The following is a 26686-nucleotide window of genomic DNA, read 5'->3' on the forward strand; positions in this document are numbered from 1 at the left end:
TGAACCGCCCCGCGCCGACGGGCCTCGTGCTCGCCGGCGCTTTCGCGTGCCCTGAGTCAGCCCTTCCAGACCCCGAGAGCGAGTTTCTCCGACATGATCACTGCCACCGGCCTGGAGTTGCGCGCCGGCGCCCGGATCCTGCTGTCCGACACCACCCTGCGGGTGCAGCCGGGTGACCGGATCGGCCTGGTCGGCCGCAACGGCGCCGGCAAGACCACCACGCTCAAGGTGCTCGCCGGCGAAGGCCAGCCGTACTCCGGGCAGATCGACCGGCGCAGCGCCATCGGCTACCTCCCGCAGGACCCGCGCACCGGCGACCTGGAGGTCACCGGCCGCGACCGGGTGCTCTCCGCCCGGGGCCTGGACGTGCTGATGGCCCAGATGAAGGAGATCGAGGAGAAGCTCGCCGACGGCGCCGACGACCGGATGGTCCGTCGCTACGGCGCGCTGGAGGACCAGTTCGCCTCGCTCGGCGGGTACGCGGCCGAGGCCGAGGCCGCCCGGATCTGCGCCAACCTCGGCCTGCCGGACCGGGCGCTCGCCCAGACCATCGGCACGCTCTCCGGCGGTCAGCGCCGTCGCATCGAACTGGCCCGGATCCTGTTCCGCGACGCGGGCGAGAACGGCGGCGGCATCCTGCTGCTCGACGAACCGACCAACCACCTCGACGCCGACTCGATCACCTGGCTGCGCAGCTTCCTCGCCAACCACAAGGGCGGCCTGATCGTGATCTCCCACGACGGCTCGCTGCTGGAGTCGGTGGTCAACAAGGTGTGGTTCCTCGACGCCACCCGCTCCGTGGTCGACGTCTACAACCTGGGCTGGAAGGCGTACCTGGAGGCCCGCGAGACCGACGAGCGGCGCCGCCGCCGGGAGCGGGCCAACGCCGAGAAGAAGGCCGGCGCGCTGATGGCGCAGGCCGACAAGATGCGGGCCAAGGCCACCAAGACCGTCGCCGCGCAGAACATGGCCCGGCGGGCCGAGAAGCTGATCTCCGGCCTGGAGGAGGTACGCGTCTCCGACCGGGTGGCGAAGGTGCGCTTCCCGAACCCGGCCCCGTGCGGCAAGACCCCGCTCACCGCGACCGGCCTGTCGAAGTCGTACGGCTCGCTGGAGATCTTCACCGACGTGAACGTGGCGGTCGACCGGGGCTCCCGGGTGGCCATCCTGGGGCTCAACGGCGCCGGCAAGACCACCCTGCTGCGGATGCTCGGCGGCCTGCTGGAGCCGGACACCGGCGGGGTGCACGCCGGCCACGGCCTGCGGCTCGGCTACTACGCGCAGGAGCACGAGACGCTCGACGTGGAGCGGACGGTGCTGGAGCACATGCGCAGCGCCGCCATCGAGCAGACCGACACCGACCTGCGGAAGATCCTCGGGGCGTTCCTGTTCTCCGGCGACGACGTGGACAAGCCGGCCGGAGTGCTCTCCGGCGGCGAGAAGACCCGGCTCGCGCTGGCCACCCTGGTCTGCTCCGGGGCGAACGTGCTGCTGCTCGACGAGCCGACGAACAACCTCGACCCGGTCAGCCGGGAACAGGTGCTCGACGCCATCGCCCGCTATCCGGGCGCGATCGTGCTGGTCACCCACGACCCCGGCGCGGTCATGGCGCTGAAGCCCGACCGCGCCATCCTGCTCCCCGACGGCGACGAGGACGCCTGGAGCGACGACCTGCTCGAGTTGGTCGAGCTGGCCTGAGCGGACCGCGGCGGCTGCGCCGCCGGTTTCCGGCCCCGCGGGGTGGCGACGCGCGTCGGCGGCGGCCCGGTCAGCGCAGCAGGCCGAGCAGGTGGGGCAGGACGCCCGAGGTGGCCAGGATGACCACGCCGATGGCGATGAAGATGGCCGGGACAAGCCGGTGGCCGACGCGCCCGACCAGCCGGACCACCCGGGGATGGCCGCCCAGCCAGGCCCCGGCGGCGCACCACAGCGCGATGAGCACCACGAAGACCAGCAGGAAGACCGCGCTGTCGGCCGGGCCGAGGGCGCGGAACACCGGCACGTAGACGGCGATGTTGTCGGCACCGTTGGCGATCGTCACCCCGGCCACGCCGAGCGTCGAGCCGACCACCGCCGGGGCGTCGTCGGTGTCGCGGTCGAGCAGCGCGCGGACGCCGAGGGCGACCGGCAGCAGGCCGAGCAGCCCGGTCCACGGCTCGGGCACCACCAGCAGCCCGGCCGCGACCACCGCGCTGGCCAGCACGAGTGCGCCGATGCCCAGGTACTGCCCGGCGACGATCTGCCAGGTGCGGGGCCGGCCGGTGGTGCGGGCGGCGACGAAGAACAGCGTCAGGATGACGATGTCGTCGATGTCGGTGGCGGCGAACACCACGGCGGCACCGGCCGCCGTGCCCAGCAGGTCGATCACGTCAGCAGGGTACGGCCCGGCCGCCCACGCCGACCGGCGCCGATCGTCGGACGGACCCTCGGCGCCGTCGGGAGGATCACTCTATCGGGAACCTGACAACGCATAGCGTGTCGGTTGGCGAAGAGTTGATATCTGGCGCATGATCGTTCGAGGCGGTCTAATAGGTGGGACCGTATCCGAACCGCACAGTCTGGGACGTGAGGACACAGTATGGCAGCCACTGGCACAGCCACCAGCACTGAGAAGGGTCGCCGGATCGTCGGAGCCGAGCGTCAGACGCTCGCCAAGGACCTGGTAAAGCGGTACACCTCGGGTGAGAGCATCCGCGCGCTCGCGGCCTCGACCGGCCGTTCCTACGGATTCATCCACCGGGTGCTCACCGAGTCCGGGGTCCAGCTGCGGCAGCGTGGCGGCGCCCGACGCCGCAAGAAGGCGTGACCCGCGCACCAGCGTCGTCCATCAGCGCCGCTCCCCGAGCCGCTCGGTGACCGCCGAGGCGGCCGGGGTCCGGCTGGAATGCGACGGGCCGGTCGCGACGGTCACGTTGTGCCGGCCCGACGTGCTCAACGCCCAGACCCCGACGATGTGGCGCGCGATGAGCGACTTCTCCCGGGATCTTCCCGGCGACGTACGCGTCGTGGTTCTCCGCGGCGAGGGACGGGCGTTCTCCGCCGGCCTCGACCTGTCGGTGGCCGGCGCCTCCGGCCCGGGGTCGTTCGCCGAGCTGGCCACCCTGCCCGAGCAGGAGTGCGCCGACCGGATCGCGGAATACCAGGGTGGCTTCACCTGGCTGCACCGTCCGGACGTCGTCACCGTCGCCGCCGTGCAGGGGCACGCGATCGGCGCCGGGTTCCAACTGGCGCTCGCCTGCGACCTGCGGGTGCTCGCCGAGGACGCGAAGCTCTCCATGGCCGAGGTGACGCTCGGCCTGGTCCCGGATCTCGCCGGCACCGGCCGCCTGGTCGACCTGGTCGGCTACAGCCGCGCGCTGGAGATCTGCGCGACCGGCCGGCGGATGGACGCCGCCGAGGCGGACCGGATCGGCCTGGCCACCCTGGTGGTGCCGAACGCCGACCTGGACGCCGCGGTGCGTGACCTGACCGCCGGGCTGCTGGCCAACAACCGCAACGCGGTGGTGGAGATCAAGGCCCTGCTGGCCGGGGCCACCGGCCGGTCCGCCGCCGACCAGCAGCGGGCCGAGCGGGAGGCACAGACCCGCCGACTGCGCGACCTCGCCGGCCGGGGAGAGTAGTAAGGACCGTTCGGGAAGATCCGGATCACGAACGAGGTTGTCAGAGCCGTCGGGAGAATTGACCTGACGGTGCGGTCAGCCCGACGACCCGGAGGTGAACGTGTCCAACTCGATGCCCGGCGGCGGCATGGCCGGCTGGAGCATGCTCCGGTCGATGCGCAAGCGCGACGAGATCTCCACCCACCGGCTCAAGCACGGCGTGGCCCGCCGGATCGTGGCCTTCGCCCGGCCCTACCGCCGGGACATCGTCGTCTTCCTGGTCACCGTGGTGCTGGCCGCAGTCATCGGGGTCGCCACCCCGGTGCTCGCCGGCGACGTGATCGACACGATCAGCCGGGGCGGTGCCGACGCCGGTAGCGTCGTGGTCCGGCTGGCGTTCGTCATCGCCGGGCTCGCGGTGGTCGACGCGCTGTTCTCCCTCGCCCAGCGGTGGTATTCGGCCCGCATCGGCGAGGGCATCATCCTCGACCTGCGCACCCGGGTCTACGACCACGTCCAGCGGATGCCGCTGCAGTTCTTCACCCGCACCCAGACCGGCGCGCTGGTCAGCCGGCTCAACAACGACGTGCTCGGCGCGCAGCGGGCGTTCACCTCGACGCTTTCCGGGGTGGTCAGCAACGTCATCCAGCTCGTGCTCACCGCCGCGGTGATGTTCACCCTCTCCTGGCAGATCACCGCACTCTCACTGGTGCTGCTGCCGGTCTTCATCATCCCGGCCCGCCGGGTCGGCAAGCGGCTCGCCGAGATCACCCGGGAGTCCTACGACCTCGACGCCAAGATGAACGCGACGATGACCGAGCGGTTCGGGGTGTCGGGCGCGTTGCTGGTGAAGCTCTTCGGCCAGCCCGAGGTGGAGGCGCGCCGGTTCGCCGCACGGGCCGAGCGGGTCCGCGACATCGGCATCCAGTCCGCGATGTACTCGCGGACCTTCTTCGTGGCGATGCTGCTGGTCGCCTCGCTGGCCCAGGCACTCACCTACGGTCTCGGCGGCTGGCTGGCGGTCACCGGAAACGTCAGCGCCGGCACCGTGGTGACCCTCGCCCTGCTGCTCACCCGCCTCTACGGTCCGCTGACCGCGCTGTCCAACGTTCGGGTCGACGTGATGAGCGCGCTGGTCTCCTTCGACCGGGTCTTCGAGGTGCTCGACCTGAAGCCGACGATCGAGGAGAAGCCCGACGCCGTGCCGGTGCCCCGGGCCAGCGGCCGGGTCGAGTTCCGCGGTGTCCGGTTCCGCTACCCCAGCGCCGCCGAGATCTCGCTCGCCTCTCTGGAAGAGGTCGCCGCGCTCGACCGTACGGTCAACGAGCCCGTGCTCAAGGGCGTCTCGTTCGCGGTCGAGCCGGGGCAGATGGTGGCGCTGGTCGGCCCCTCCGGCGCCGGAAAGTCGACGCTGTCCATGCTGATCTCCCGCATCTACGACGTCACCGACGGGCGGGTGCTGGTCGGCGGGGTGGACGTCCGCGACGCCACGCTCGACTCGCTGCGCGACGAGATCGGCGTGGTCACCCAGGACTCGCATCTGTTCCACGAGACCATCGCCGAGAACCTGCGCTACGCGAGCCCGGACGCCACCGATGACGAGATCTGGGCGGCCCTGGCCGGGGCACAGGTCGCCGACCTGGTCCGGTCACTGCCGGACGGGCTGGACACCCTCGTCGGCGAGCGCGGCTACCGCTTCTCCGGCGGCGAGAAGCAGCGCATCGCCATCGCCCGGCTGCTGCTCAAGGCCCCGTCGATCGTGATCCTCGACGAGGCGACCGCGCACCTCGACTCGGAGAGCGAGGCCGCCGTGCAGCGGGCGCTGTCGGTGGCGCTGACCGGGCGTACCGCGCTGGTGATCGCGCACCGGCTCTCGACCGTCCGCGACGCCGACCAGATCCTGGTGCTCGACGACGGGCGGATCGTCGAGCGGGGGCGGCACGAGGAACTGGTGGCCGTGGGCGGGCTCTACGCCGAGCTCTACCGCACCCAGTTCGCGGTCGCCGCCTCGCCCACCCCGTACGCCGACGCCACCGGCCCCGAGCCGGTGGCCGTGCCGCCGCTTCGGCCCTACCTCGCCGACGAGGCGCTGCCGCCGGCCGCGGCCAACTGACGCCTCAGCTCGCGCCGACCGCCGCCCGCAGCTCGGCGAACGCGGCCCCGAGCGTCTCGGGCGTGAAGTGCGCGTTCAGACCGCTGGGGTTGGGCAGCACCCAGAGCCGGGCGCCGGCCAGCCGTTCCGGCTGCGGGCCGAAGGCCGCCTTCGGCCGGGCGAACCCGATCCGGTACGCGGTCACCCCCACCACGGCGACCCACCGGGGGCGGTACCGCTCGACCTTGTCGGTGAGGGTCTCCGTTCCCTCGACCAGCTCGGCCGGGGTCAGCTCGTCGGCCCGGGCGCTGGCCCGCGCGACCATGTTGGTGATGCCCAGGCCATACCCCGGCAGCTCGTCCTGCTCGCTGGGGTGCAGCAACCGGGGCGTGAACCCGCCCCGGTGCAGCGCCGGCCAGAACCGGTTGCCCGGCCGGGCGAAGTGCCACCCGGTCGCGGCCGACCACAGGCCCGGGTTGATCCCGACGAACAACACGGCCAGGCCGGGGGCGACGACGTCGGGGATGGTGCGTTCCGCCGCCGCGGCGAGTTCCTCCCGCGTGGGCCGCGAATACCGTCCGCCGGCCTGTGCCGCCTGTGTCGCTTGCGTCGGCGGTGTCATCTGTGTCGTCTGTGCCGCCGGTGCGGGCTGCGTCCGTCCTCGGGCGGGGGAGCCGGGGCCCGACCCGTCGGCGGGCGTGGCCATCAGAGGCTCCGCAGCACGCCGCCGTCGACCGGCACGGTGACCCCGGTCAGGTAGCTCGCGGCGGGGGAGAGCACGAAGGTGGCCACCCGGCCGAACTCGGCCGGCGCGCCGATCCGGCGCAGCGGGATGGCCGCCTCGGCCTCCGCCCGTGCCCGCTCGGGGTCGCCGGTGGCGGCGAAGAGCTCCACGTTGCGGTCGGTCATGATCCGCCCGGGCAGCAGGCCGACCACCCGCACGCCCCGGGGCCCGTACTCGTCGGCGACGTCCTTGGCCATGCCCGCCAGGCCGGGCCGCAGGCCGTTGGAGATGCCCAGGCCGGGCACCGGCCCGCGCGCCGAGGTCGACAGAACCAGCCCGATCGCGCCACCCGCGCTCTCGGCCAGGGCGGCGGCGACGGTACGCACCATGCGGACGGTGCCGAGGAAGACGGTCTCGAAGGAACGGCGCCACTGCTCGTCGCTGACCGACGCGGCGCTGCCCGGCGGTGGCCCGCCGACCGAGACCAGCGCCCCGTCCAGCCGCCCGAAGTGCTCCCGAGCCGCCGCCAGGAGGCGGTCCGGCGTCTCCGCGTCGGCCAGGTCGGCGGTCAACCCGACCGCCCGCTGCGGCCCGCCGAGGCGCTGCGCGGCGGCGGCCACCGCGTCGGTGTCGCGGGCGGAGAGCACGACGCGGGCACCGTCGGCGACGAGACACTCCGCGGTCGCGTAGCCCAGCCCCCGGGAGGCGCCGGTGAGTACGTACACCCGATCGGTCAGTCCGAGATCCATGCCGTCGATCCTGCCGCACCCGGCCGGATCTGCCGGCGGGGCCCTCGTGCCCCGCTCGCGGGACAGCCGCGCCTAAGGCCCGAGCGGATGGGCGAAGGCAATGCCCGGCCAGGGGCGGGTCGGCGAAGGCAATGGGCCGGTCAGCGGTGGGTCGGGGGAGGCATCGGCCGGTCAGTGGCGGGCGGGGCGCAGCAGGCGTACCCGACCGGCGACCTGGACCGCGACGGCCCCGTCGGCCTGCCCCCATCCGGGCAGCCGGCGTGGGCGCGGCGGCCGGTGCCCGTCGTAGCGGCCGGTGGCCTCGCGGGTGGCCAGTTCCTCCGCGCCCAGCGGTGGCAGCGAGCCCTGGTCGCGCAGGTCGCGGGCCAGATCCCAGCCGTCGCGCAGCGAGCCGGCGGTTGGCCGGCCCGCCGCCCACCGGGCGAAGATCGCCGGCCACTGCGGGCCGAGACCGGCGGCGAGCAGCGGCCAGTGCCGGGCCACCTCCCCGGCGCGTTTGCGCAGCAGCGCGGTCCCGGCGGTGGCGAGTGCCGCCGGGTCGAAGCCGGGCGGTACCGGGCCGCCTGCCACCAGCGCCGCCACCAGGGCCGCCTGCCGCTCGGCCAGGTCGCCGCTCACGTCACCACCGGGAAACCGGACGCGGCGGCGAGGGCGTCCAGCTCGGCGCGGAGCACCGGGGCGGGCGGGTAGTGCCCGTCGCGTTCCAGCAGGAGAGCCGGCGGCCGGTGGCGGGCACACAACTCGCGCAGCAGGTCGAGCACCGCCGGGGGCACCGGATCGGTGTGCGTGTCGTGGTAGTAGCCGCCGTGGTCGGTGCCGCCAGCGACGTGCACGTAGGACACCCGGTCCAGCGGCAGCCGGTCGAGCAGCGCGACCGGGTCGGCGCTCCGGTTGCGGGCGTTGGCGTACACGTTGGCGATGTCGAGCAGCAGGAACGCGCCGGTGCGGTCCAGGATCTCGGTGAGGAAGTCGGCCTCGTCCAGCTCGTCGTCTGGCCAGTCGAACAGGGCCGCGATCGGTTCCAGCGCGATCGGCACCGGCAGCTCCGCCTGCGCGCGGGCGACGTTGGCGCAGACCGCGTCGACCGCCTCCCGGCTGCGGGGCAGCGGCAGCAGGTGGCCGGCCTCGACGCCACCGGCCCGGACGAAGGCGATGTGCTCGCTGACCAGCGGCGCCCCGACCAGCTCCGCCACCGCGCCCAGGTGGGCGACCCGCGCCGGGTCGACCGGTTCCGCGCCGCCGAGGGAGAGCCGCACGCCGTGTGGTACGACCGTCACGCCGCGCTCCCGCAGCGTGGCGAGCCCCGCCGGCAGCGGCCCCGTGGCGGTGACGCCCTCCGCGACCACCTCCACGAAGCGCAGCCCGGGCAGGTCGGCGACGAACCCGGCGATCTCCGGCCGCCAGCCGATGCCGACGCCGTGTGGCCCGGTCATCCGCCGCACCCGCCTCCGCATCCTCCGCCACAGCCGCCACCGCCACCGCCACCGCCACCGCCGCACGAGCCGCCGTCACCGCCGGAGGAACTGCCGCCGTCGCCGCCGGATGAACTGCCGGTGCCGCTGATCGCCTGCCGCTGGATCTCGGCCTGGGCGGCGAAACCGGGGTCCATCGCCCACAGCGAGGCGGTGCCGAACAACGCGACCCCCATCGCGGCGCCTGCCGCGCCGTAGGTGGCGTAGGCGGGGGCCGAGGCGGGCGCGAGGTAGGTGTGCTGCTTGCGCAGGCTCCGCAGCGTCAGGGTGGCGGCGCGGGTGCGCCAGGGCACCCGGTGCAGGAGGACGGCGGCCACGATCAGCGGAATCTGGCTCAGCACCAGCCAGCCCACCGGTCGGTCGTTCGCCAGGCCCGCGAAGATCCGCAAGATGCCGACCAGCAGCAGGGCGGAGAGCAGGAACGCACCGCGGCGCAGCGCGGTCCGGCGGGCCGGTGCGACCGCGAGCCCGAGCTGCTCCAGACTGGTCCTGAGCTGCTCGAGCGCCCGGCGGACCCACTCGTCGCGGCGCAGTTCCCGGGTGGTGGCGTTCCGGCTGGCGGCGAAGTGGATCGCCTGGTCCAGGGGCGTGGTCCCGGCCGGCCGCGGACCGCCGGTGGCCAGTCGCCGGTCCGGCCGTACGCCGATCGCCCCGCTGCTGCGCAGCCCGCCGAGCGAGGCCCAGATCGCCAACTGCTCCCCGCCGTTGAGATAGGCGACCTGCTGCGGGCCGAGCTGGCCCACGTCGTTCACCGATGGGCCGGAGAGGACCGTGAGCCGGTGCACGACCGTACCGACGATGATCACGACGGCCGCGAGGAGATAGACCCCGAGGAAGGCGGGACCGGAGATGCCCCAGGTGTCACCAGGTGCGGCGAGGACGGTCATGGGCTGCTCCTGTCGGGCGAGGGGGATCGCCGCCCAATTGTGGAGCAGACCCGCCAACCGCGCGAGGACTCCCCATCGGCCGCACGCCGACCGGGCGGGTCACCGGCGGCGGACGGCCTCCTCGACCAGATCGAGCACCGGGCCGAGGTCGCCGGCGGGGCGGCCCATCGCCAGGTGTAGCACCAGGCCGTCGTAGGCGAGTTCGAGGAACTGGGCCAGCACGTCGATGGGTACGTCCTCGCGGAGCACGCCCGCCTCCCGCTGCCGGGCCAGCCGGTCCCGGGTCGCCTCGGCGATGGCGGCGGCCCGCTCCGCCCACCGCTTGGCGAACGCCGGGTCGGTCCGCAGCCGCCGGGACACCTCCAGCTGGCTGCCGAGCCAGCCGGTGGTGTCGGGGGAGACCGCGCCAGCCAGCAGGTCCCGCATGACCTGGACCAGGCCGTTGCGGGCCACCGTCTCCACCATGGCCGCGGCGTCGTCCTCGGCGACCGCCAGGAAGAGGGAGTCCTTGTCGCGGAAGTGGTGGAAGATCGCACCCCGGGACAGTCGGGTGGCCTCTTCGAGCCTGCGTACGGTGGCGCCCTCGTAGCCGTGCCGGGCGAAACACGCCCGCGCGGCGGCGAGGATCTCCTGCCGGCGCGCGTCGAGCTGGTCCTGGCTTACTCTGGGCACGGGTCGATCGTGTCAGCTCACCCCTGACCATGCAAACCGTACGTACGGCTTGGTTTGGCCAGACGCATGATCATCTACTTCACGCGCCCCCGGTTAGGATCAGCCGGTGACGCCACTCCCCACCGCCGTCGCGGTCCCCGCCGCACCGCTGACCGTCGCGGCCGTGCAGGCCGAGCCCGTCCCCGGCGACGTGGCCGGCAACGCGGCGAGCGCCGCCCTGCTGGTCCGCCGGGCCACGGAGCGGGGTGCCAGGGTGACCGTGTTGCCCGAGCTCTTCCTGCCGGCGTACCACCTGCCGACACTCGCCGCCGATCCGGCCGGCACCGACGTCGCGGCCGACCTCGCTGCGGGGGTCGACGACCCGCGGCTGGACCCGCTGCGCGAGGCGGCCCGCGACGGCGGCGGCGCCGTGGTGGTCGGCGCGGCCGTCCGGCACCCCGACGGCCGGCGGACGATCTCCGCCCTGCTGGTCGACCGCAGCGGCGAAGTCCGCGTCGGGTACGACAAGCAGCAGCTGTGGAGCGGCGAGCGGGAGCTGTTCGTCGCCGGTGACCGGGGCAGCACCCTGCTCGTCGACGACTGGCGGCTCGGGCTCGGCATCTGCTACGACGGGTGCTTCCCGGAGCACGGCCGGGCGGCGGCGGCCGACGGGGCGCACGGGTACCTCTGCCCGAGCGGCTACCTGGCAGGCTCGGAGCACCGCCGTGACCTCTACTACGCCGCCCGCGCGCTGGACAACACGATGTACGTGGTGTTCGCCAACCTCGTCGGCGGCGCCGACCCGTGGCGGTTCAACGGCGGGGCGGCGGTCTACGACCCGGAGGGCCGGGCACTGGCCCGGGGCGCGGACATCGGTGAGGCCGTGCTGGTCGTCGCGCTCGCCCCGGAGACCCTGGCGGCGACCCGGGCGGCCCACTGCATGCTGCTCGACCGCCTGCCCGACCAGGGGCGCACCCGGTCGGCGCTGCCAGCCTGACGGGCGCCGAGAGGGGGCTCGGCACTGTTGGCGGGCGGTCACGGTCCCGTAGGGTGCCTGAGTGGCGCTGCTCCTGCTGGACCTGGACAACACGCTGCTCGACCGGGCCGGTCCGTTTCGCGCCTGGGGGGAGCGTTTCCTGGCTGGTATCGGCGCGCCGCCGGCCGACATCGACTGGCTGTTGTCGATCGACGCCGACGGGCTGACCGACCGGTGGGACGTGGCCGACGCCGTGCGTGACCGGTACGGGCTGCGGGTCCCGTCCATCGACCTGGTCGAGGAACTGCACGACGGCGTGGTGGCGAACATCCGGCTCGATCCGCTGGTCGCCTGCGCGCTGCGGATCGCCGACGAGGCCGGCTGGACCCCCGTGGTGGTCAGCAACGGCGGGGCTCGGCAGCAGGAGGCCATGATCCGGCGTACCGGGCTGGACCGCGTCGTCGCCGACTGGGTGATCTCCGAGGAGGCCGGCGTCAGCAAGCCCAATCCGAGGATCTTCGCGCTGGCCGCCCGGCGGGCACGACTGCCCCTGCGCGGAGCCTGGGTGATCGGCGACGGCCCGGAGGTGGACATCGGGGGCGCCGCCGCAGTGGGCCTGCCCAGCGTCTGGTTGCACCGGGGACGGAGCTGGGTCGACAGCCGGTTCGCGCCCACCCGCACGGTGGACGGCGTGATCGCCGCCGTCGCGGCGGTGCTCGCCGCCTGAGCGGGCGGTGCTCGCCGCCTGAGCGGGCGGTGCTCGCCGCCTGAGCGGGCGGTGCTCGCCGCCTGAGCGGGCGGTGCTCGCCGCCTGAGCGGGCGGTGCTCGCCGCCTGAGCGGGCGGTGCTCGCCGCCTGAGCGGGCGGTGCTCGCCGCCTGAGCGGGCGGTGCTCGTCGGTCGAACTGGGCGGCGGCCGGAGGAGGGGTGGTGGGCGTAATTCGGTTGACCCGGTCGGCGTCGGCCGGTGAGCATGGTCGGCGCATCGTGCACCCGGGCCCGCGCCCGGTCGAGGAAGAGGGGGTCGGTCATGGCCGTCTTCGCAGGGCACTTCCACCTGCCTCCACCAGCCTCGATCAAGGGATCACCACCGCAGTGCGCGATCATGACCTTCCGGCGCCCGAGCGCCGTACCCGCGGCAAACGCCGCTTCGACGACGACGAACAGCACTTCCTGAAGCGCGGGCGGGCAGCCGAACCCGCCCCCGCCGACCCCGACGTCGAGCCGGACCCCGACACGGGGGAGCGCTGGTCCTCCTGGGACGACGCCGTGCACGGCCCGCAGCCCCACCCGGACTGGCTGGTCACCGAACTGGCCGCCAAGGACACCGAACTGGGCGTGCTCAAGACCGGCAAGGAGGCGGACGTCCACCTGGTCCGTCGGGCGGTGCCCGGCACCGACCGGTCCTGCCTGCTGGCGGTCAAGCGGTACCGCGACGCCCAGCACCGGCTCTTCCACCGTGACGCCGGCTACCTGGAGGGACGCCGGGTCCGCCGGTCCAGGGAGAACAGGGCGATGGCCGGCCGCACCTCCTTCGGCCGGCAGATGATCGCCGGGCAGTGGGCGGCGGCCGAGTTCGCCGCGCTGGCCCGGCTCTGGGAGGTCGGCGCCCGGTACGGCACGATCACCGTTCCCTACCCGGTGCAGGTGCGCGGCACCGAGCTGATGCTGGAGTTCCTCGGCGACCAGGAGGAGGGGCTGGCCGCGCCCCGGCTGGCCCAACTGCGGCCGGAGTCCCGGGAGCTGCGCGAACTGTGGGGGCAGCTCGTCGACGCCCTCGTGGTGCTCGCCCGCGCCGGCCTCGCGCACGGCGACCTGTCGCCGTACAACCTCTTGGTGCACGCGGGGCGGCTGGTGCTGATCGACCTGCCGCAGGTGGTCGACGTGGTGGCCAACCCGCAGGGGCCGGAGTTCCTGGCCCGCGACGTCCGGGTGGTCGCCACCTGGTTCGCGGCCCGGGGCCTGCCCGCGGCGGACGCCGACCCGGCCGTGCTGACCGCGCTGCTGCTCCGGGAGGCGGGGATCCGCTGACCGCGACGTCCCGGGCGGCCAGGCACCGGCCGCCCGGGACCCGGGTCACTGCAGGTAGCGCTCGACCTCCGGTTTGGGACGCGTCCCCTGGGCGTCCGGGTCGCCGTGGGCCTGCCGGGCGGCCCGCCGCCGGCGCAGCAGGTCCCAGCACTGGTCGAGGGACTCCTCCAGCGCGCGCAGCCGGGTGCGGGCGTCGTCGTCGGTGCCCGACTCGCCGGCCTGCGCGTCGGCACGCAACCGGTGCTCCTCGTCGACCAGCTCGGAGATCCGGTTCAGGATGGTCGTGTCGTCCATGCTCTGAGCCTGGCACAGGCGGCGCGGGCGCGCCCGGATTCCACCGCCGCCCGCCCCCGCCGCTGCACGAGAGCGCCGAGCCGGGGCTCGGCTTCGTCAACCTGGTCGTGCGCCCTGAGGGGCGGAGGCGGGGCGTCGGATCGGCGCTGCTCACCGCCGCCGAGGAACGGCTCGCCGGGCTCGGCGTGCACCGGGCGTACGCGCGGGTCGCCGACGAGCCGGCGCCGCTCGCCTTCGCCGAGCGGTGCGGCTACCGGCCCGGCCGACGTAACGTGAGCCTGGGCCTGGACCTGGCGACGGCGACGTTGCCGGCCGCACCCGCCCTGCCCGCCGGGGTGCGGCTGACCACGGCCGCCGACCTGCCCGACCCGCGCTGTACGAGGCGTCCACCCTCAACGATGCCGGCAACGACGCGATGCGGGCGGTCAACGGGTGGTTCGGGTACTGGCGGGTGGCCGCCAAGTGGCGCTACCTGGGCACCCTCCAGAAGTGAGTCCCGCCACGAAATCCTTCATGGACAAGCATTCCCATGAGCAAAATTCTCGTTCGGTGGCTAGCGGAGTCTCGACGGGTGATGGCATGCTTCCCGGGTCGTGACGCAAGGCAGCCGTCCGGATGACGTTCTGTCACAGCGGAGCGTTGACCGAGGGGAGGAGCCACGGGTGCGGGATGCCATGGCTGAGCGGGAAGTCGACGACTCACAGGGGCGGGCGGCGCGATCCGTTCCACTCTGGAAGATGCTGCCGGGCCTGATGCGTGACCCGCTGGGCCAGCTCGTCGCGCTGGCGGACTCCGCCGAGGGCGAGATCCTCCGGCTCAACCTCGGGACGGTCCGCCCCTACCTGGTGACCGAGCCGGCCCACGTGCAGCACATCCTGCGTGACAACGAGGCCAACTACACCCGTGGCGGCCAGAGCATGCTCTGGCGTCCGGTGCGGCGGTTCACCGGCGACGGCATCCTCTCCGACGGACCGGAGTGGCGGGCCAGCCGTGCTCGGATGCAGCCGCACTTCACCGCCAAGCGCATCGACCTCCTGGTGGACTCCATGAGCCGCGCGATCAGCGACGCGGTCGACGAGTTCGACGAGCCGGCCCGCACCGGCCGGTGGCTGGACGCCGGAACGGAACTGGGACGGGTCATCTGCCGGGCGATCAGCAGCGTCTTCTTCGCCGACCGGGTGAGTCTCGCCGACCAGCTGCGGATCGTCGCCGCCCAGGGCACGATCGTGACCGCGCTGCGCGCGCGTCTGCTGCTGCCGTTCGTGCCGGACGCCGTGCCGGTGCCCGGGGACCGTGCCCTGCGCCGCGCGATCGGTGTCGTCGACGACATCATGCTGCCGCTGGTACGGGCGGAGATCGCCAACCCGCGCGACGGTGACGACCTGCTCGCCGCCCTGGCCCGCGCCCGCGACGAGCACGGCCGTCCACTCGACGAACGGCAGGTCCGCGACGACGTCGTGGCGTCGTTCGCCACCGCGACCGAGACCACCTACGCCGTACTGACCTGGCTGTGGCCGATCCTGGACGCCCACCCCGAGATCGCCGAACGGCTCTACGCGGAGCTGGACGAGGTGGTGGGAACGGACCGGGTGATCAGCCGGGACCAGTTGAGCGCGCTCACCTACACCCGGTCGGTCGTGGACGAACTACTGCGGATGTACCCCGCGGGCTGGCTGGTGCCCCGTACGGCGCTCGCCGACGACGTCATCGGGGGCACCAGGATCAGGGCGGGCAGCCTCGTCGTCGTCAGCTCGTACATCACCCAGCGGCTGGCCCGGTTCTGGGACCGTCCGGACACCTTCGACCCCGAGCGCTTCCGTGGCGACCAGTCCCGCCGCAGCCACCGGTACGCGTACTTCCCGTTCGGCGGCGGCCCGCACCAGTGCCTGGGCATGTACCTGTTCAACCTGGAGGCTCCGCTGGTGGTGGCCACGGTCCTCAGCCGCTACCGCTTCCGGCTGAGGGAGCCCGGGATGCCACCCAGGCAGTTGGCGGCGGCCCTGCGCCCGGGCCGGCCGGTGGTCATGGCGCTGACCCCGGTCCGCGAGCGGAGGCCGGCATGACCGCGGTGCCGGCGGCGATCCCTGACCAGTCGCCGGGCGTGGCGACGGCGCCGGGCGAGCGGGACGCGCTGCGGGAGGCACAGGAGCAGGGCCGGATCTGCGGCCTGGCGGTACGCGGCCAACGCGATCTCCAGGCGTCGGCCGTGGCCCACCCCGAACTGTTTCCCGCCGACCCGTTCGACACCATGCTGTTCGCCAACATCTCGCTGGCCATCGCCTTCGGCGCCCCGTGGTGCAGGGCGGAGCAACTGCGCGCCGCGAACCGGACCGTGCTGTGGGGCTTCGCCCTCGACTGGCTGATCGACCACCGGGCGCGCTCGGGCGACGAGGTCGACGGGCTCGTCGCCCGCTGTCTCACGGTGGCCGCCGGCGAAGCGCCCGCCACCGACGACCATCTCGGCGCCTACCTGGCCGAGCTACAGGGGGAACTCGCGACGTCCCCCGCCTTCACGGCGCACCACCCACTGTGGCGCGACCGCCTGGCCGCGACGGTGCGGGCGATGGCCCGCGAGTGGGAGTGGAAGGCGGCCCGCCGGCCCGGTGACCGGACGTCCCTGCCGAGCCTCGACGAGTACCTCGACAACGCCGACAACCACGCCTGCACGATCGTCAACGTCGCGCACTGGATCTACACCGGGGACGAGGCCACCCTCGCCCGGCTGGACGAGTTGGTCGCGGTCAGCGACCAGGTGCAGCGCGCCCTGCGCCTCGTCAACGACCTCGGCACGTACGAGCGGGACCTGCGCTGGGGCGACCTGAACGCCCTGCTGCTGGTCGAGGACCGCGCCGAGGTGGAACAGCGGCTCGCCGCCCTGGTGGACACCTGCCGCCAGATGCTCGTCCCGCTCCGGTCGACCTGCCCGCGTGAGGCGGACTACCTGGCCCGGCAGGTCGGCTTCAGCAGCGGCTTCTACCAGCTGGCCGACTTCTGGGGGATGTCGTGACGGCCGCCCCGGTCGTCGTCCCGGACCTCGGTGGCGCCGGGCTGGCCGTCGCCGGCCGTGAGCTGGTGGCGGCGATGCTGGACAACCCCGCCGGCACGGTCTCGCCCTCGGTCTACGAGACCGGTCGGCTGGTCAGCGACGCGCCCTGGCTGCCCGGGCACGCCGAGCGGCTGTGCCACCTGCTGGCCACCCAGCGCGCCGACGGCGGGTGGGGGGCGCCGGGCGGGTACGGCCTGGTGCCGACCCTGAGCGCGGTGGAGGCGCTGCTGAGCGCGCTACGCACCCCGGGACGCGCCGGCCCGCCGCAGGCGCACCGGGTGTCGGCGGCCGTGGACCGGGGCGTCGCGACGCTGCGGGACCGGCTGCTGGTCGCCGCCGAGCCCGTGCCGGACATGCCGGGCGTCGACCTGATCGTGCCCGCCCTGATCGACCGGATCGACGCGCTCCTCGTCGAGGGTGCTCCGTCGCCGGAATGGCACGGGCCCGCGTTGCCGATGCCGCCCGGCATGACCCGGCACCGGGCCGAGGCGGTCGGGCGGCTCCTCGCCTCGGGCGGGCCCGTACCGGAGAAACTATGGCACGCCTTCGAGGTGCTGGACCGGCGGGCAAGGACGCACCCGCGGGCCCGGCCGGTGTCCGGCGCCGTCGGCGCCTCGCCCGCCGCCACCGCGGCCTGGCTGGGCGATCCCGCCCGCCCGGGCGTGGACCGGGCGGTGCTGGGCTACCTGACAGAAGCCGTCGCGTCCGGCGGCGGGCCTGTGCCGTGCACGACGCCCATCGCCGTGTTCGAGCGGGCCTGGGTGCTCGGCAGCCTGGCCCGGGTCGGCGTGGCGGCGGGCGTACCCGTCGAGCTGACCGCCGGCCTGGCCGCCGCGCTCGGACCGACCGGCGCGGCCACCTCGCCCGGCCTCCCGACGGACGCCGACACCACCGCCGTAACCCTCTTCGCGCTGGCGCGGCTCGGCCGGCCGGTCGCCCCCGACAGCCTCCTGGCGTACGACACGGGCACGCACTTCTGCACCTGGCAGGGCGAGGACGGCGCATCGGTCACCACGAACGCCCACGTGCTGGAGGCGCTCGGCTGGCATGCCCGGCGCTCCCCGGGTCGCCCGCACGCCGACGTGGCGCGGCGGGTGGCCGGCTGGCTGGTCGACGGCCAGCTCGCCGACGGCAGCTGGACGGATCGCTGGCACGCCTCGCCGTACTACGCGACGGCCAGCGTAACGGCGAGCCTGGCCGAGTACGCACCGGGCGGCACCGGTGGGCGGCTCGACCGGGCCGTCGACTGGGTGCGGGACACCCAGCGTGCCGACGGCTCGTGGGGACTGTGGGCGGGCACGCCGGAGGAGACCGCGTACGCCCTGCAGGTGCTGCTCGGCACCGGCCGCCCGCCCCGGCCGGGCCTCGACGGCGTCGTGCGCCGGGCGCTCGCCTACCTCGACGAGCACCGCGACGAGGGGACCGGCGACGGTGTTCCACTGTGGCATGACAAGGATCTCTACCATCCGGTGCTCATCGTGCGGGCCGCCGTGCTCGCGGCACGGCACCTGACCCAGCTGAGCGGCCACCCAGGACGGTGAACGCTCGACTGTGTGCTCGTCCACCACGACCGGTCATGATCAGCACTGCTTGAGTGATCGTCGTGACACTGCTACCGTGCGCCGGGTCGGTCGAAGCGCCAAGCGGAAACCGCCGATCGGATGATTCAGACTCCCCGTCAGGGATGGTTTCAATGGGTTCCCGCAGTTCCAATCTGCGCCGAAAAGTCGTGGCTCTGCTCGCCTCACTAGTCGCGCTGTGGGCGTTCGCCGCGTGGGTGACCCTGCGGGAGGGCGTCAGTCTCCTCTGGGTGCAGGTGCTCGACACCCAGGTCGCCCAGCCGGGCGAGCAGCTGTTGCTGGAGTTGCAGGCGGAACGCCGGGCGACCGCGGCGTACCTGGGCGGTTCGGGCGCCGCCGAGCGGGAGCAGCTCGACGCGCAGTGGCGGCGGACCGAGGGCGTCGCCGACAACTTCCGTAATTCCGTCAGCAGTTGGCGGGTGGACCTGGCGGCCGAGGAGAGCCAGCGGCGGGTCGACACGGTCGTCGCCGGGTTGGACCGGCTCGCCGGAGTACGCGAGTCGATCCGCGACCGCCAGGTGGACCGCGCCGCCGCCACCCAGACGTACACCGAACTCATCGACTCGGTGCTGCGGATGTACGGGTCACTGGGCAACCTGGACGACGAGCGGTTCACGCAGGAGACCGCCGCGTTGATCCAGCTCGTCCGGATCCGCGAACTCATGTCCCAGGAGGACGCCCTCGTCACCGGAGCCCTGGCCGCGGGCCGGATGACGCCCGAGGAGACCGCGACCTTCGCCCGTGCCGCCGGTGCCCAGCGTTACCTGGACAGCCAGGTCCGCACCGACCTGTTCAGCGCCGACCGGGTCCGCTACGAGGCGCTGCTCGGCGGCGAGGCGTACACCGGGTTCCGGGCCCTGGAGGACCGCGTCGTCCTACAGGGACGTACGGGCGACGCGCCACCCGTGTCGGCGGCCGACTGGCGCGCGTCGGCCGACGTGGTGCTCGAGGAGCAGCAGAGCTTCATCATCGAGGCCGGTGACGCGCTCGTGGAGCGGGCCGTGCCGATCGCCGTCGGCGTCGTCCTGCGGCTGGTGCTGGCCGCCGGCCTGGGCCTGCTCGCCGTCATCGCCTCGATCGTCGTGTCGATCACCACCGCGCGGGCCCTGGTGCAGCAGTTGGAGCGGCTGCGCGAGGCCGCCATCCGGCTGGCCAACGAGCGACTGCCCGGCGTGGTCGAGCGGCTCGGCCACGGCGAGGAGGTCGACGTCGCCAAGGAGGCGCCTCCGCTGGAGTTCGGTGACGACGAGATCGGCCAGGTGGGCAAGGCGTTCAACGCCGTGCAGGAGACCGCGATCCGCACCGCCGTCGAGCAGGCCGACCTACGCCGCAACGTGCGCGAGGTCTTCCTCAGCCTGGCCCGGCGCACCCAGGCGCTGGTGCACCGCCAGCTCACCCTGCTCGACGCGATGGAGCGTCGCGAGCACGACGCCGAGGAGCTGGAGGACCTGTTCCGGGTCGACCACCTGGCCACCCGGATGCGGCGCAACGCGGAGAACCTGATCGTGCTCTCCGGCTCCACCCCGGGCCGCGCCTGGCGGCGCAACGTGCCGATGGTCGACGTCGTCCGGGGCGCGGTCGCCGAGGTCGAGGACTACACCCGGGTCAACGTGCTGCCCCTCGGCGCGGTTTCGCTCACCGGCCGCGCGGTCGGCGACGTCATCCACCTGCTCGCCGAGCTGATCGAGAACGGGCTGTCGTTCTCCCCGCCGCACACCTCGGTCGAGGTGCGCGGGCAGTTGGTGGCCAACGGCTTCGCCATCGAGATCGAGGACCGTGGCCTGGGCATGAGCGAGGAGGACCTGGCCGCCGCGAACCACCGGATCGTCGACCAGTCCGAGCTGAACCTGGCCAACGCGTCCCGACTCGGGCTCTACGTGGTGAGCCGGCTGACCGAGCGGCACGGCGTACGGGTGCAGCTCAAGGAGTCCGCGTACGGCGGCACCACGGCCGTCGTGCTGATCCCGGCCGAGCTGGTCACCGCCGAAGACGAGGACCCGAGCACCTCCGGCGGGTTCCCGGCCGGCCTGCCCGCCGGCCTCCCGGTGGCCGGCGCGTCCGGCCAGACGCCGCCCGCCGCCGAGCCGCCGCTCGCCACGGTGGCGTTGGCCGAGCCGCTGCCCGCGCCTCGCCTGCCGTCAGCTCCGGACTCCGTCGCCCCCGCCGAGGAGGACGCCCTGCCGACCCGGTCTCGCGGCCGGAGCCTGCCGACGCCCGCCCCCGCCCTCGACACGCGGCTGCCCACCCGACCCCGTGGCGGGTCCGAGCAGTACGCCCTGGACGGCCCGACCTTCCCGACCGGCCTGCCGGTGACCTCCCCCCGGTCCCTGCCGGCGGAGGCACCCGACGCGACGGACCTGTCCGCCGCGACGGGCGGGCAGATTGCCCGCCCCGACGAGGCGGACACGCCTGCCGGGGCGCCCGCCCCGCCGCAGACGGGCCCCGGGCCCACGGCGACCGGCGGTCCGGCGCCGACGGCCCGCGAGGTGACGGCGCGTACCGGCGCGGGTCTGCCGGTCCGGGTCCGGCAGGCCAGCATCGTGCCGGAGCTTCGCGACGACCCGGCGACCGCCGACGACAGCGACGGCGACGAGGACGTGGCGCGCCCGCCGGAGCAGGTGCGCCGGATGATGAGCTCCTACCAGACCGGCACCCGGCGCGGCCGTACGGACGCCGCCCGACTGCTCGGCGCAACGGGCGACAGCCGAACCGAGACCGGCGAGGGAACCGACGCCGGCGACGACCTGCAAGCGACCTGACCGGCACCGCCGCGGTGCGGGGATCCGCGCGGCGTGGCGGTCAGCAGAGACGAGCACGGCGACAACAGCCGGGGGAGAAGAGGACGACGAGTGGCGCAGAAGACGGCTTCGAGTGCCGACCTGACGTGGTTGCTGGATGATCTGGTCGGCCGGGTGAAGCAGGCCGACCACGCGGTCGCGCTCTCGACGGACGGCCTGTTGATGGCCGCCTCGCGAGGGCTCGGCCGGGACGACGCCGAGCACCTGGCTGCGATGGCGGCCGGCATCCAGAGCCTGGCCCGGGGTGCGGGCAAGCGCTTCGGCGGCGGGCAGGTGCAGCAGACCATCATCGAGATGCAGTCGTCGTTCCTGTTCGTCACGGCGGCCGGACGCAACGCCTGTCTCGCCGTCCTCGCCAGCGAGGATGCCGACGTCGGCCTGATCGCCTACGAGATGGCCATGCTGGTAACCCGCGTCGGCAAGTACGTCGCGTCGCCGTCCCGGACCGGCGAGCAGCAGACCGGCGAGAAGTAGGCGCGATGACGGTGCAGGGGGAGTCCTCGGAGCACCAGTGGGTCGACGACCATGCCGGCCCGGTCGTGCGTCCGTACGCGATGACGCGCGGCCGGGCCCGGCCGGTCACCGGCACGTTCGACCTGATCTCCCTGGTGACGGCGACCCGCGCGGAGGTGACCCCGGAGGTCGGGCTGGGCCCGGAGCACCTGGCGATCGTCGGGCTCTGCCAGCGGATCCAGTCCGTCGCCGAGATTGCCGCCCACCTGGACCTGCCGGTGGGCACCATCCGGGTCCTGCTCGGTGACCTGGCGGCCCGCAGCCTGGTACAGGTACGCGAGCCGTACACCACGGCCGGCCTTCCCGACAACAGCGTTTTCGAGGCGGTAATCAATGGACTACGGGCACTCTGAGCGGCCGGCGGGAGCAACGCCACTGCCCACCGCGATAAAGATCCTCGTCGCGGGCGGCTTCGGCGTGGGCAAGACCACCATGGTCGGTGCCGTCAGCGAGACGCGCCCGTTGCGCACCGAGGAGGTGTTGACCGAGTCCGGCGTCGGCATCGACGACCTGTCCGGGGTGGAGAGCAAGAAGACCACCACGGTGGCGATGGACTTCGGCCGCATCACCATCAGCGACGACCTGGTGCTCTATCTCTTCGGCACCCCGGGCCAGGACCGGTTCTGGTTCGTCTGGGACGAGCTGGCGCTCGGCGCGCTCGGCGCGGTGGTGCTGGCCGACACCAGGCGGCTGGCCGACTGCTTCCCCTCGATCGACTACTTCGAGGGCCGTGGCACGCCGTTCGTGGTGGCGGTCAACTGCTTCGAGGGGGCCCGGCAGTACCGGCTCGACGAGGTGCAGGCGGCGCTCAACCTCGACCCGGGGGTGCCGGTGCTGCTCTGCGACGCCCGGCAGCGGGAGTCGAGCAAGGAGGTGCTCATCACGCTGATGGAGCACGCCATGAAGACCCGGGAAGCCCGCCGCCGCGCCGCCGCCGCCGAGTAACCGGGGCCGGGCCACCGCGCCCCTGCCCTGAGCGAAGTGAAAGGAAGGGCTCCCGGTTAACGCTATGCGTTAACCGGGAGCCCTTCCATTCAGGGCGTCAGTTGGCGATCATGCGGCGCAGGACGTACTGCAGGATGCCGCCGTGCCGGTAGTAGTCCGCCTCGCCCGGGGTGTCGATCCGGACCACCGCGTCGAACTCGACGCCGGTGTCGGTGCTGACCTTGACCGTACGCGGGGTCTCGCCGTCGTTGAGCGCGGTCACCCCCGCGACGGAGAACGTCTCCGTGCCGGTGAGGCCGAGCGACTCGGCGGTCTCGCCGGCCGGGAACTGCAACGGGAGCACACCCATGCCGATCAGGTTCGAGCGGTGGATCCGCTCGTACGACTCGGCGATGACCGCCTTGACGCCGAGCAGCATGGTGCCCTTGGCCGCCCAGTCGCGCGACGAGCCGGAGCCGTACTCCTTGCCGGCCAGGACGACCAGCGGGACGCCCGCCTCCTGGTATGCCACCGAGGCGTCGTAGATCGAGGTCTGCTCGCCGGTCAGGTGGTTGAGCGTGAAGCCGCCCTCGACCCCCGGGACCAGCTGGTTGCGCAGCCGGATGTTGGCGAAGGTGCCCCGGATCATCACCTCGTGGTTGCCCCGGCGGGAGCCGTACGAGTTGAACTCGTGGCGCGGCACGCCGTGCTCGGCGAGGTACTTTCCGGCGGGCGAGTCGGCCTTGATGGAGCCGGCCGGCGAGATGTGGTCGGTGGTCACCGAGTCGCCCAGCTTGGCCAGCACCCGCGCCGGACCGATGTCGACGACCGCCTTCGGCTCCCGCTGCATGCCCTCGAAGTACGGGGGCTTGCGTACGTAGGTGGACTCGCCCGCCCAGGCGAAAGTGTCGCCGGTCGGGGTGGGCAGCGACTGCCAGCGCTGGTCACCGGCGAAGACGTCCGCGTACGCGGCGCTGAAGCCGGAGGCACCGAGCGCCGAGGCGATGACGTCCTGGATCTCGGCGGTGTTCGGCCAGATGTCCCGCAGGAAGACCGGGTTGCCCTCGCCGTCCTCACCGATCGGCTCGTTGGCCAGGTCGATGTCCATCGTGCCGGCCAGTGCGTACGCGACCACCAGCGGCGGGGACGCCAGGTAGTTCATCTTGACGTCCGGGTTGATCCGGCCCTCGAAGTTCCGGTTGCCGGAGAGCACGGAGACGACGGCGAGGTCGGCTTCGTTGACCGCGGCCGAGACCTCTTCCGGCAGCGGGCCGGAGTTGCCGATGCAGGTGGTGCAGCCGTAGCCCACCAGGTGGAAGCCGAGCTTCTCCAGGTAGGGCGTGAGGCCGGCCCGCTCGTAGTAGTCCATGACGACCTTGGAGCCCGGGGCCAGGGTGGTCTTCACCCACGGCTTGCGGGTCAGGCCCTTGTCGACGGCGTTGCGGGCCAGCAGGCCCGCGCCGATCATCACCTGCGGGTTGGAGGTGTTGGTGCAGGAGGTGATCGCCGCGATCACCACGGCGCCGTGGTCCAGCTCGTACTCGACGCCGTCGGCGCCGGTGACCCGGATCGGGTTGCTGGCCCGGCCTCCGGAGCCGACCGCAGCGGTCTCCAGGTCGCGCGGGGCGTCGGCCGGGTCGCTGACCCCGTTGGCCGGGGAGTCGCTGGCGGGGAAGGACTCGGCGCTGGCCTCGTCGGCGGGGCCCTGTACGCCGAACGGCGGGTTGGTGCGGACCCCGCCACGGGGGTCGGCGTCGCTGCCGGTCTCGTCGGCGGCCACGTAGTCGGTCAGCGCCGAGCGGAACAGCGTCTTGGCGTTGCCCAGCGGCACCCGGTCCTGCGGGCGCTTCGGGCCGGCCAGGGACGGCTCGATGGTGCCCAGGTCCAGCTCCAGGCGCTCCGAGTACTCCGGCTCCGCGGCCGGGTCGTGCCAGAGGCCCTGCTCCTTGGCGTACGCCTCGACGAGCGCGACCTGCGCGGCGTCCCGGCCGGTCAGCTCCAGGTAGCGGACGGTCTCGGCGTCGATCGGGAAGATCGCGACGGTGGAGCCGTACTCCGGGGACATGTTGCCGATGGTGGCCCGGTTGGCCAGCGGCACGGCGCTCACGCCCGGGCCGTAGAACTCGACGAACTTGCCGACCACGCCGTGCTTGCGCAGCATCTCGGTGATGGTGAGCACCAGGTCGGTGGCGGTGGTGCCGGCCGGCATCTCGCCGGAGAGCTTGAAGCCCACCACGCGCGGGATGAGCATGCTGACCGGCTGGCCCAGCATGGCGGCCTCGGCCTCGATGCCGCCGACGCCCCAGCCGAGCACGCCCAGGCCGTTGACCATCGTGGTGTGCGAGTCGGTGCCGACCACCGTGTCCGGGTACGCCTGGCCGTTGCGCTCCATGATCGTACGGGCCAGGTACTCGATGTTGACCTGGTGCACGATGCCGGTGCCCGGCGGGACGACCTTGAACTCGTTGAACGCGCTCTGGCCCCAGCGCAGGAACTGGTAGCGCTCCTTGTTGCGCTCGTACTCCAGCTCGACGTTGCGCTCGAAGGCGTCCTCGCGACCGAACAGGTCGGCGATGACGGAGTGGTCGATGACCAGCTCGGCCGGGGCGAGCGGGTTGACCTTGGTGGCGTCGCCGCCGAGGTCACGGACGGCCTCGCGCATGGTGGCCAGGTCGACCACGCAGGGCACGCCGGTGAAGTCCTGCATGAGCACCCGCGCCGGGGTGAACTGGATTTCCACGCTCGGGTCGGCGTCGGAATCCCAGCCGCCGAGCTGCCGGATGTGGTCGGCGGTGATGTTCGCGCCGTCCTCGGTCCGGAGCAGGTTCTCCAGGAGGATCTTCAGGCTGTAGGGGAGCCGTTCGTGGCCCTCCACCTTGCTGATCTTGAAAATCTCGTAGCTCGCGTCTCCGACGCGTAGCTGGGTCTTCGCACCGAAGGTGTCGAGGCTCGCCACGTCGTACTCCTTCACACCAGCGACCGTGAGTAGTCCTGAGCAGTCTTTCGCACCGGTCGGGGTGCCGCCGTGGTTAGGGGACACTTACCGCCGATTCTCGTCGTCAACAAAACCGTACGTCCGTCTTGCTAACTTCGCAACCTCGTGCCATCGTTCGGGACGAGGAGGTGCCACCATGATCCATCACGTCCAGCTCGCCTGCCCACGCGGCTCCGAGGAGGCGTCCCGGGCCTTCTACGTCGGGGTGCTCGGGATGACCGAGAAGCCCAAACCGCCCGTGCTCGCGGCCCGTGGTGGCTGCTGGTTCACCGGCCACGGCGCCGAGCTGCACCTGGGCGTGGAGGACGACTTCCGCCCCGCCCGCAAGGCCCACCCGGGACTGCTCCGGCCGGACCTGGACGCGCTCGCCACCCGGTTGGCCGCCATCGGATACCCGGTCACCTGGGGCGACGACGAACTGCCCGGGATGCGCCGCTTCCACTCGCAGGACGCACACGGCAACCGGCTGGAGTTCCTCGCCCCGATCGACTGACCCCCGCGACGCGGCACCAGCGGTATGGCTGTCCTCACGTGAGACTGCCGGAGACGACGAAAGGGCCGACCCCTTGTGGGGGTCGGCCCTCGTCGTCTGGTGGTTCGTCGGGGTCAGGAGGTGTAGCCGCGGGTGGCGATCCAGTCGGCGAGGTTGTCGACGTTCATCCGGTAGGAGGCCTGGTTGGGGTCGGCCGAGTCGGAGATCGTCACGGTGTTGCCGTTGTCGCGGTAGCCGACGACGCTGACGTAGTGGCCGCCTTCGAAGGAGTGGGTGGTGCCGTCGGTGTCGGTGGCGGTGCCGGCGATGTTGGCGACCACGGCGTGGCCCTCGTCGACGGCCTTGACGATGTCGGTGCGTAGGGTGTCGGTCTGCTTGTCGTCGGCCTTGGGCTCGCGGATCTCCACGGAGCGGTAGGCGTCCTTGCCGGTTTCCTTGTTCAGGACGGGGGTGATGTCGTTGATGGAGTTGGTGCCGGCTTCGGTGGTGCCCATGCGCTTGGCCATGGCGTCGACGTCGATGTTCTTGCCCTGCACGCTCAGGGCGTTGCGGGCGGCGGCGGGGCCGCAGTAGAAGAAGTTCGGCTGGGCCTCGTAGCGGACGTCGAGTTCCCGCTCGCTGTTCTTGCGGTCCTGGCTGACCGTCACGGGCTTGCCCTCGGTGGGGGTGGGGGCGGCGTGGGCGGCGGTGATGGGGCCGGCGATGGCGCCGCCGGTGAAGGCGAGCCCGGCGGCGGTCAGGGCGGTCTTGCGGAAGATGTCGGTACGCATGATGACAGCACCTTTCGATCGGGGGTACGGCACACGTTGGGGAGCGGTGTGTCGCGAAAGGGGGGGTGTCAGAAGGGATCGCTCCGGCGGCGG

The 26686-nt window shown here is 73.1% G+C and carries 26 protein-coding genes; 16 read left to right on the forward strand and 10 right to left on the reverse strand.

Features of this window, described 5'->3' with window-relative positions:
- Positions 1 to 93: 93 nt before the first annotated feature.
- Positions 94 to 1698 (forward strand): ABC-F family ATP-binding cassette domain-containing protein, encoded by a 1605-nt coding sequence (locus GA0070608_RS19305; protein WP_091629982.1) that lies wholly within the window; start codon positions 94 to 96, stop codon positions 1696 to 1698.
- 70 nt (positions 1699 to 1768) lie between these two features.
- Here the strand turns inward: GA0070608_RS19305 and GA0070608_RS19310 are convergent, their stop codons facing one another.
- Positions 1769 to 2368: a cadmium resistance transporter gene (locus tag GA0070608_RS19310; protein WP_091629983.1), complete on the reverse strand. Its 600-nt coding sequence runs from the start codon at positions 2366 to 2368 to the stop codon at positions 1769 to 1771.
- Positions 2369 to 2578: 210 nt separating this feature from the next.
- On the opposite strand from GA0070608_RS19310, the gene GA0070608_RS19315 reads away from it, so the two are divergent.
- The 3 genes from GA0070608_RS19315 (at position 2579) to GA0070608_RS19325 (ending at position 5712) form a co-directional block, all read left to right on the forward strand.
- Positions 2579 to 2806, forward strand: a complete 228-nt coding sequence (locus GA0070608_RS19315) for a helix-turn-helix domain-containing protein (protein WP_007462679.1) — start codon at positions 2579 to 2581, stop codon at positions 2804 to 2806.
- 46 nt (positions 2807 to 2852) lie between these two features.
- Positions 2853 to 3620 carry an enoyl-CoA hydratase/isomerase family protein gene (locus tag GA0070608_RS19320; protein ID WP_091629984.1) on the forward strand — a complete coding sequence of 256 codons (768 nt, stop codon included), beginning with the start codon at positions 2853 to 2855 and terminating at the stop codon, positions 3618 to 3620.
- A gap of 112 nt (positions 3621 to 3732) precedes the next feature.
- Positions 3733 to 5712, forward strand: coding sequence for an ABC transporter ATP-binding protein (locus GA0070608_RS19325; protein ID WP_091635521.1), 1980 nt, complete (start codon positions 3733 to 3735; stop codon positions 5710 to 5712).
- Positions 5713 to 5716: 4 nt separating this feature from the next.
- Here the strand turns inward: GA0070608_RS19325 and mug are convergent, their stop codons facing one another.
- The 6 genes from mug to GA0070608_RS19355 form a co-directional block, all read right to left on the reverse strand.
- On the reverse strand, positions 5717 to 6313 hold the full coding sequence (mug, locus tag GA0070608_RS19330) for a G/U mismatch-specific DNA glycosylase (RefSeq protein ID WP_091629985.1): 597 nt from the start codon (positions 6311 to 6313) through the stop codon (positions 5717 to 5719).
- Between the two features lie 83 nt (positions 6314 to 6396).
- Positions 6397 to 7164, reverse strand: a complete 768-nt coding sequence (locus tag GA0070608_RS19335; protein ID WP_091629986.1) for an SDR family oxidoreductase — start codon at positions 7162 to 7164, stop codon at positions 6397 to 6399.
- 171 nt (positions 7165 to 7335) lie between these two features.
- Positions 7336 to 7782 (reverse strand): SCO6045 C-terminal-like domain-containing protein, encoded by a 447-nt coding sequence (locus GA0070608_RS19340; RefSeq protein WP_091629987.1) that lies wholly within the window; start codon positions 7780 to 7782, stop codon positions 7336 to 7338.
- On the reverse strand, positions 7779 to 8597 hold the full coding sequence (locus GA0070608_RS19345) for an MbnB/TglH/ChrH family RiPP precursor modification enzyme (protein WP_091635524.1): 819 nt from the start codon (positions 8595 to 8597) through the stop codon (positions 7779 to 7781). The genes GA0070608_RS19340 and GA0070608_RS19345 overlap by 4 nt, the downstream gene beginning before the upstream one ends.
- The gene (locus GA0070608_RS19350; RefSeq protein ID WP_091629988.1) at positions 8594 to 9523 is read right to left on the reverse strand and encodes a TIGR04222 domain-containing membrane protein; all 930 of its coding nucleotides are present in this window, start codon (positions 9521 to 9523) and stop codon (positions 8594 to 8596) included. Before GA0070608_RS19350 ends, GA0070608_RS19345 begins: the two co-directional genes overlap by 4 nt.
- Before the next feature lie 99 nt (positions 9524 to 9622).
- On the reverse strand, positions 9623 to 10195 hold the full coding sequence (locus GA0070608_RS19355) for a TetR/AcrR family transcriptional regulator (protein WP_091629989.1): 573 nt from the start codon (positions 10193 to 10195) through the stop codon (positions 9623 to 9625).
- A 106-nt stretch (positions 10196 to 10301) separates the two neighbouring features.
- Between GA0070608_RS19355 and GA0070608_RS19360 the strand changes: the two genes are divergently transcribed.
- From GA0070608_RS19360 to GA0070608_RS19370, 3 genes are all read left to right on the forward strand, one after another.
- The gene (locus GA0070608_RS19360; protein ID WP_091629990.1) at positions 10302 to 11171 is read left to right on the forward strand and encodes a carbon-nitrogen hydrolase family protein; all 870 of its coding nucleotides are present in this window, start codon (positions 10302 to 10304) and stop codon (positions 11169 to 11171) included.
- Positions 11172 to 11232: 61 nt separating this feature from the next.
- Entirely contained in the window at positions 11233 to 11877 is a 645-nt protein-coding gene (locus GA0070608_RS19365) for an HAD family hydrolase (RefSeq protein WP_091629991.1), read from the forward strand.
- A 367-nt stretch (positions 11878 to 12244) separates the two neighbouring features.
- On the forward strand, positions 12245 to 13180 hold the full coding sequence (locus tag GA0070608_RS19370) for a serine protein kinase RIO (RefSeq protein WP_091629992.1): 936 nt from the start codon (positions 12245 to 12247) through the stop codon (positions 13178 to 13180).
- Positions 13181 to 13225: 45 nt separating this feature from the next.
- Here GA0070608_RS19370 and GA0070608_RS19375 read toward each other — a convergent pair whose 3' ends face one another.
- A complete protein-coding gene (locus tag GA0070608_RS19375; RefSeq protein WP_091629993.1) occupies positions 13226 to 13474 on the reverse strand; it encodes a DUF2630 family protein in 249 nt (82 codons plus the stop codon).
- 101 nt (positions 13475 to 13575) lie between these two features.
- Here GA0070608_RS19375 and GA0070608_RS34330 point away from each other — a divergent pair, with 101 nt between their 5' ends.
- From GA0070608_RS34330 to GA0070608_RS19415, 8 genes are all read left to right on the forward strand, one after another.
- Positions 13576 to 14007, forward strand: coding sequence for a GNAT family N-acetyltransferase (locus GA0070608_RS34330; RefSeq protein WP_425413253.1), 432 nt, complete (start codon positions 13576 to 13578; stop codon positions 14005 to 14007).
- Between the two features lie 141 nt (positions 14008 to 14148).
- The gene (locus GA0070608_RS19385) at positions 14149 to 15537 is read left to right on the forward strand and encodes a cytochrome P450 (RefSeq protein WP_091629994.1); all 1389 of its coding nucleotides are present in this window, start codon (positions 14149 to 14151) and stop codon (positions 15535 to 15537) included.
- Positions 15534 to 16481, forward strand: a complete 948-nt coding sequence (locus GA0070608_RS19390) for a terpene synthase family protein (RefSeq protein ID WP_245715837.1) — start codon at positions 15534 to 15536, stop codon at positions 16479 to 16481. The genes GA0070608_RS19385 and GA0070608_RS19390 overlap by 4 nt, the downstream gene beginning before the upstream one ends.
- Positions 16478 to 18061 (forward strand): prenyltransferase/squalene oxidase repeat-containing protein, encoded by a 1584-nt coding sequence (locus tag GA0070608_RS19395; RefSeq protein WP_245715838.1) that lies wholly within the window; start codon positions 16478 to 16480, stop codon positions 18059 to 18061. Before GA0070608_RS19390 ends, GA0070608_RS19395 begins: the two co-directional genes overlap by 4 nt.
- Before the next feature lie 152 nt (positions 18062 to 18213).
- On the forward strand, positions 18214 to 20859 hold the full coding sequence (locus GA0070608_RS19400) for a sensor histidine kinase (protein ID WP_091629995.1): 2646 nt from the start codon (positions 18214 to 18216) through the stop codon (positions 20857 to 20859).
- A gap of 90 nt (positions 20860 to 20949) precedes the next feature.
- Positions 20950 to 21372, forward strand: a complete 423-nt coding sequence (locus tag GA0070608_RS19405; protein ID WP_091629996.1) for a roadblock/LC7 domain-containing protein — start codon at positions 20950 to 20952, stop codon at positions 21370 to 21372.
- Positions 21373 to 21377: 5 nt separating this feature from the next.
- Positions 21378 to 21764 carry a DUF742 domain-containing protein gene (locus GA0070608_RS19410; RefSeq protein ID WP_091629997.1) on the forward strand — a complete coding sequence of 129 codons (387 nt, stop codon included), beginning with the start codon at positions 21378 to 21380 and terminating at the stop codon, positions 21762 to 21764.
- Entirely contained in the window at positions 21745 to 22356 is a 612-nt protein-coding gene (locus GA0070608_RS19415; protein WP_091629998.1) for a GTP-binding protein, read from the forward strand. Before GA0070608_RS19410 ends, GA0070608_RS19415 begins: the two co-directional genes overlap by 20 nt.
- Before the next feature lie 97 nt (positions 22357 to 22453).
- Here the strand turns inward: GA0070608_RS19415 and GA0070608_RS19420 are convergent, their stop codons facing one another.
- On the reverse strand, positions 22454 to 25306 hold the full coding sequence (locus tag GA0070608_RS19420; RefSeq protein ID WP_091629999.1) for an aconitate hydratase: 2853 nt from the start codon (positions 25304 to 25306) through the stop codon (positions 22454 to 22456).
- A gap of 160 nt (positions 25307 to 25466) precedes the next feature.
- Between GA0070608_RS19420 and GA0070608_RS19425 the strand changes: the two genes are divergently transcribed.
- Entirely contained in the window at positions 25467 to 25823 is a 357-nt protein-coding gene (locus GA0070608_RS19425) for a VOC family protein (RefSeq protein WP_091630000.1), read from the forward strand.
- Between the two features lie 113 nt (positions 25824 to 25936).
- Here GA0070608_RS19425 and GA0070608_RS19430 read toward each other — a convergent pair whose 3' ends face one another.
- Positions 25937 to 26593, reverse strand: coding sequence for a C39 family peptidase (locus GA0070608_RS19430; protein ID WP_091630001.1), 657 nt, complete (start codon positions 26591 to 26593; stop codon positions 25937 to 25939).
- Between the last annotated feature and the right edge of the window lie 93 nt (positions 26594 to 26686).

The sequence above is a fragment of the Micromonospora peucetia genome (assembly GCF_900091625.1).
Classification (GTDB): Bacteria; Actinomycetota; Actinomycetes; order Mycobacteriales; family Micromonosporaceae; genus Micromonospora; species Micromonospora peucetia.

Coding starts and splice junctions, on each gene's coding strand:
- GA0070608_RS19415 (WP_091629998.1), top strand. CDS start 21,745: ATGGACTACGGGCACTCTGAGCGGCCGGCGGGAGCAACGCCACTGCCC.
- GA0070608_RS19390 (WP_245715837.1), top strand. CDS start 15,534: ATGACCGCGGTGCCGGCGGCGATCCCTGACCAGTCGCCGGGCGTGGCG.
- GA0070608_RS19400 (WP_091629995.1), top strand. CDS start 18,214: ATGGGTTCCCGCAGTTCCAATCTGCGCCGAAAAGTCGTGGCTCTGCTC.
- GA0070608_RS19410 (WP_091629997.1), top strand. CDS start 21,378: ATGACGGTGCAGGGGGAGTCCTCGGAGCACCAGTGGGTCGACGACCAT.
- GA0070608_RS19425 (WP_091630000.1), top strand. CDS start 25,467: ATGATCCATCACGTCCAGCTCGCCTGCCCACGCGGCTCCGAGGAGGCG.
- GA0070608_RS19315 (WP_007462679.1), top strand. CDS start 2,579: ATGGCAGCCACTGGCACAGCCACCAGCACTGAGAAGGGTCGCCGGATC.
- GA0070608_RS19325 (WP_091635521.1), top strand. CDS start 3,733: ATGCCCGGCGGCGGCATGGCCGGCTGGAGCATGCTCCGGTCGATGCGC.
- GA0070608_RS19305 (WP_091629982.1), top strand. CDS start 94: ATGATCACTGCCACCGGCCTGGAGTTGCGCGCCGGCGCCCGGATCCTG.
- mug (WP_091629985.1), bottom strand. CDS start 6,313: ATGACACCGCCGACGCAAGCGACACAGGCGGCACAGGCCGGCGGACGG.
- GA0070608_RS19345 (WP_091635524.1), bottom strand. CDS start 8,597: ATGACCGGGCCACACGGCGTCGGCATCGGCTGGCGGCCGGAGATCGCC.
- GA0070608_RS19335 (WP_091629986.1), bottom strand. CDS start 7,164: ATGGATCTCGGACTGACCGATCGGGTGTACGTACTCACCGGCGCCTCC.
- GA0070608_RS19430 (WP_091630001.1), bottom strand. CDS start 26,593: ATGCGTACCGACATCTTCCGCAAGACCGCCCTGACCGCCGCCGGGCTC.
- GA0070608_RS19385 (WP_091629994.1), top strand. CDS start 14,149: ATGGCTGAGCGGGAAGTCGACGACTCACAGGGGCGGGCGGCGCGATCC.
- GA0070608_RS19375 (WP_091629993.1), bottom strand. CDS start 13,474: ATGGACGACACGACCATCCTGAACCGGATCTCCGAGCTGGTCGACGAG.
- GA0070608_RS19350 (WP_091629988.1), bottom strand. CDS start 9,523: ATGACCGTCCTCGCCGCACCTGGTGACACCTGGGGCATCTCCGGTCCC.